The 4,319-nt window shown below is 68.6% G+C and carries 4 protein-coding genes; 3 read left to right on the plus strand and 1 reads right to left on the minus strand.

The window, feature by feature from the left end:
- Positions 1 to 125 precede the first annotated feature (125 nt).
- Positions 126 to 1,460 carry a DUF222 domain-containing protein gene (locus tag WBP48_RS13355; protein ID WP_424441211.1) on the minus strand — a complete coding sequence of 445 codons (1,335 nt, stop codon included), beginning with the start codon at positions 1,458 to 1,460 and terminating at the stop codon, positions 126 to 128.
- A gap of 236 nt (positions 1,461 to 1,696) precedes the next feature.
- On the opposite strand from WBP48_RS13355, the gene zwf reads away from it, so the two are divergent.
- The 3 genes from zwf to WBP48_RS13370 all read left to right on the plus strand — a co-directional run bounded on the left by zwf (position 1,697) and on the right by WBP48_RS13370 (position 4,065).
- Positions 1,697 to 3,214, plus strand: coding sequence for a glucose-6-phosphate dehydrogenase (zwf, locus tag WBP48_RS13360; protein WP_424441213.1), 1,518 nt, complete (start codon positions 1,697 to 1,699; stop codon positions 3,212 to 3,214).
- A 64-nt stretch (positions 3,215 to 3,278) separates the two neighbouring features.
- On the plus strand, positions 3,279 to 3,701 hold the full coding sequence (locus WBP48_RS13365) for a hypothetical protein (RefSeq protein WP_424441215.1): 423 nt from the start codon (positions 3,279 to 3,281) through the stop codon (positions 3,699 to 3,701).
- Positions 3,691 to 4,065, plus strand: coding sequence for a DUF5615 family PIN-like protein (locus tag WBP48_RS13370; RefSeq protein WP_424441216.1), 375 nt, complete (start codon positions 3,691 to 3,693; stop codon positions 4,063 to 4,065). Before WBP48_RS13365 ends, WBP48_RS13370 begins: the two co-directional genes overlap by 11 nt.
- The last annotated feature ends 254 nt before the right edge of the window (positions 4,066 to 4,319 follow it).

Below are 4,319 nucleotides of genomic sequence, written 5' to 3' on the forward strand. Positions count from 1 at the left end.
CTGCTCGACCGCTACCCGGTCGCGCTGCTCTCGCCCGCGCGCGGCTGAGTCGCCGCACGGTGGGGGACGTCCCACGTCAGCCCACGTCGGTCCACGTTGGTGCGGGGCGCCGTTCGCACCGCCCGTCAGGCGGTGAGGGTGTAGCGGCGGTTGCCGCCGAGGCGTGGTGTTCGGTCGGCGTCGATCCAAGGTGGCGGGATGAACCAGACGTTTGCGGTGATGCCGGTGCCTTCGACGCGGATGTCCCATCCGTCGTTGTGGATGCGGTGGTGGCATCCGGTGCAGAGGAGGCATCCGTTGTCGAGATCCGTCGGCCCGGCATCGCGGTTCCACCATCGGATGTGGTGGCCGTGGGTGAAGGCGGGCGGGGCGCCGCACATCGCGCAGCCGCCGTCGCGTTCGGCGAGGGCGAGTTTCTGTGCCGGGGTGTAGAGCCGGCGGGCGCGTCCCCAGTCGAGGATCTCGTTGTCGCCGCCGAGGACGCAGGGGATGAACTGCAGCTCGGCCGCTGCGCGGCGCATGGCGGTGGCCGGGAGGGGGGTGTCGAGCCCGTCGATCGTAGCGGTGCCGGTCCCGGTCTCCAGTTCCTGCAGACCCATTCTGACGACAACGGTGGTGGTGGGTCCGGTGGGCACGGTGGTGCACCCGATCGCGTGGGTGCACAGGTCGTGGAGGGCGTCGGCCTGAAGCTGCCGCGTGGAGCGCTGATCGCGCGTGGCGTCGTCGGCGTGCTCGTTGTCGCGGAGGATCTGGGTGACGATCCCCTCGACGGCGGTCTTGATCGGGGCGCCGGTCTCCACATCGAACACCCCGTTGAGATGGATCATTCCGTCGCGCTCTTGGAACAGCAGCGATCGCTCGGCGCGGCGCTGCTCGTGCCGCGGCTCCACCCCGTCCGGATCGAGGTGGGCTTCGGCGCGGGCGAGCAGCCGGGACAGTTCATCGGCCCGCATCCCCGGTGCCAGCCGGCACAGTTCCCGTTCTGCCGTGTCGAGGCGCCCGGCATCCACGCGCATCGCGACGCGGTCCAGGACGGTGACGATCGCGGAGGCGGACGCGATGCTGAGCCGCCCTGACGCGACGGCGTCTGCGACGTGGCGATGCGTGGCAGGGAGGGGCTCACCGGTGAGGGCCATGCGGGGCGCGGTCGCTTCGCCGACCTGCACCAGCTTGACCGCCTCACCCACGGTCGATCCCGTGGCCGCCTGGATCAGGGCGACCGGGGAGCGGAACCCGTGACGCTTGGCGAGGGAGTCTTTCCCCAGCTCGGTGCGCGACTGCCGCGCGATCTCGGCCGCGACCGGAGCGAACGCCGCATCGACTCGTCGCTTCAAGACTCCGAACGCCTCGTTCACCGCGACCAGTTCCCCGGGATCCAGCGTCCCGGGACCGCGGTCGCCGCCGACCGCGGTCAGCGCCTCGAGCGCTTCCCCGATCCCCACCAGCAGTCCGTTTTCCATACCCCACACGATAGAACAAACCTCCGACACTCGCCGAAGTTGTCCACAGGTGCGCGCGCGAGGCTCGGGGTCAACCCTCGTTTCGTCACCGCAGACATTCGGCGCGATCAAACTCGGCGAGCGGGTGGTGGGTCACCCGCGCGCGGCTGACCTGTTCCGACGCCGTTGGCCGGGATTTTTCACTGTCGGCGCAGGCTCGGTTTCTGCCGGAAACATGCGCGACCCACGATGGGGGCATGACTGACGAGAACGAGTCCCCCGATGGCGCCCGCGCGGCCCAGACGATCGCCTATCCGAGTCGCGGTGCGCACGGGCGCCGCGACGCTCCCGAAGCCGGCCCGCACGTCGTCGTGCTCGTCGGTGCGACGGGGGACCTTTCGCGCCGCAAGCTGTTGTGCGGGCTGGGGTTCCTCGCCGTCTCGGGGCTGACCGCCGGCATCCGGGTGGTCGGCACGTCGCTCGATGACCTCACCGACGACGAGTTCCGCACGTTCGCGCGGGAGTCGGTGGATGCCGTCGGCGCGCGCAAGCTGACCGACGAGCAGTGGCAGCGCTTCGCGCCGATGCTGTCCTACGTTCCCCAGTCGGCCGGTCCCGAGGCCCTCGCGGCGAAGGTCGCCGAAGTGAAGCAGGAACTGGGGGAGAGGGCGCGGGTGCTGCACTACCTCAGCGTTCCGCCGCAGGCGGCGACCGCCGTCATCGAGTCGCTGCGAGAGTCGGGCCTCGTCAAGCGGTCGCGGGTGATCATGGAGAAGCCGTTCGGCGAGGATCTCGACAGCGCCGTCTCGCTCAACGCGGAGATCCACCGGACGTTCCAGGAATCGCAGATCTTCCGCATCGACCACTTCCTCGGCAAGGAGGCGGCGCAGAACATCCTGGCCTTCCGGTTCGCGAACGGGCTGTTCGAGCCGATCTGGAACCGCAACTTCATCGACCACATCCAGATCGATGTGCCCGAGGCGCTCGGACTCGACGCACGTGCCGCGTTCTACGAGCCGACGGGTGCCTACAAGGACATGGTGGTGACCCACCTGTTCCAGGTCATGGCATTCGTCGCCATGGAACCGCCGACGGCGCTCGAGCCGGCGTCCATCTCGGAGGAGAAGAACAAGGTCTTCCGCTCGCTGGAGCCGGTGCTGCCCGAGGACGTCGTGCGAGGCCAATACACCGGCTATCGCAACGAACCCGGCGTCCACCCCGACTCCGATACCGAGACGTTCATCGCGCTGCGCGCGCGTATCGACAACTGGCGGTGGGCGGGCGTGCCCTTCTATCTGCGCACCGGCAAGCGGATGTCGGAAGGCATGCGCATCATCTCGGTCGCCTTCAAGGAGGCGCCGAAATCGATGTTCCCGTCGGGGTCGGGCATCGGGGCGCAGGGGCCCGATCACCTCACCTTCGACCTCGCGGACGAGTCGAAGGTGTCGCTGTCCTTCTACGGCAAGCGTCCTGGACCGGGGATGCGGCTCGACAAGCTCTCGATGCAGTTCTCGGCGAGCGAGTCCAGTCACGCGAAGGACGTGCTGGAGGCCTACGAGCGCCTCATCCTGGACGCGATGCGCGGCGACCACACGCTCTTCACGACCGCGGAGGGCATCGAGTCGCTCTGGGAGCGCTCAGCGCCCCTGCTGGAGAATCCCCCGGCCGTGAAGCCGTATCCGCCGGGGACCTGGGGACCCAATGCCATCCACCAACTCGTCGCGCCGCACGGTTGGCGGCTGCCGTTCGAGCGTCGCTGGCGCGGGGACGCCTGACCGGTTGTGCTCGTACGAGCCGTGCGCGAGATCGTGTCACGGCGCGATTGCTACACTGTAGTGCATGGTAGCCCCAACGAACGTGCGCTTCCCGGACGACGTGGATCGCGCGCTGACCGAGTTCGTCAGCCGTACCGGCGCAAAGAAGTCGAGCGTGGTTGTCGGAGCCGTGCGCGAGTGGATCAAGATGCAGCAGCATCCCGGCATTCACTTCGTCTCCACCACCACCGGCGAACGACGTGCCGCCACGCCGTCGGGGCCGCAGGTGTGGCAGTTCGCAGAGGCGTGGCTGCAGCACGACGTGAAAACGCGCACGACGGAGGAAGTGGCGTTTGCGACCGGCGTCGAGGTTGCGGAGGTCGAGGCCGCGCTCGGCTATTGGGCGGACAATCGCGCCGAGATCGACGAGGAGATCGCGCGCGAGCACGCGGCGCAAGACGAGGCGCTCGCAGCGTGGGAACGTCGCAGGGCGCTGGATGCCGTCTAGCCTGCACTTCCTTCTCGATGAGCACTATCCGGGCTGGCTCGCGGAAGAACTCACGGCCGACGGTATCGACGCCGTGGCGTTGGTGTCCCATCGCCCCGGACTGCGTGGGGCCGCTGACGACCGCGTGCTCGCACAGGCCGCCGAGGAGTCTCGCGTCGTGGTGACCGAGGACGTCTCCACGTTCTCTGCGGCGATGACGCGCGTGCCGCATCATGTCGGCGTCGTCTTCTGCCACCACGCGCGATTCCCACGTACGCGGCCGGGCCTCGAGCGTCTGCGACGCGCGCTCGTCGCCCTGCATGCGTCACCGCCCGAGGGCCTCGACGAGTCTCCTGTTGTCTGGTGGCTCTCGGCGGCTACGTGACGGGTTGGCTGTCCAGCGCCAACCCGCAGCGAGTACGCGCTGCCGTTTGTGGCTCGCGCTGCCGAAGAGTGCGCAGCGCGAGCAATTTTCGACCGCGCAAGTGGCGTGGCCGATTGTTGGCGGGCTTGAATGTCGGAGGTCCTGCTTATCGTGGGGGGTATGAACCGGTTCCGGGCACGTCTCTCCTCGGCGGATGTTGATCCGTTGGAGGAGTTGTGGGGTGGGCCGGATGCGGTGTCCGCGTATCTGGACGC

Source organism: Microbacterium sp., assembly GCF_049661145.1.
Taxonomy (GTDB): domain Bacteria; phylum Actinomycetota; class Actinomycetes; order Actinomycetales; family Microbacteriaceae; genus Microbacterium.

Coding starts and splice junctions, on each gene's coding strand:
- WBP48_RS13370 (WP_424441216.1), top strand. CDS start 3,691: ATGCCGTCTAGCCTGCACTTCCTTCTCGATGAGCACTATCCGGGCTGG.
- WBP48_RS13365 (WP_424441215.1), top strand. CDS start 3,279: ATGGTAGCCCCAACGAACGTGCGCTTCCCGGACGACGTGGATCGCGCG.
- WBP48_RS13355 (WP_424441211.1), bottom strand. CDS start 1,460: ATGGAAAACGGACTGCTGGTGGGGATCGGGGAAGCGCTCGAGGCGCTG.
- zwf (WP_424441213.1), top strand. CDS start 1,697: ATGACTGACGAGAACGAGTCCCCCGATGGCGCCCGCGCGGCCCAGACG.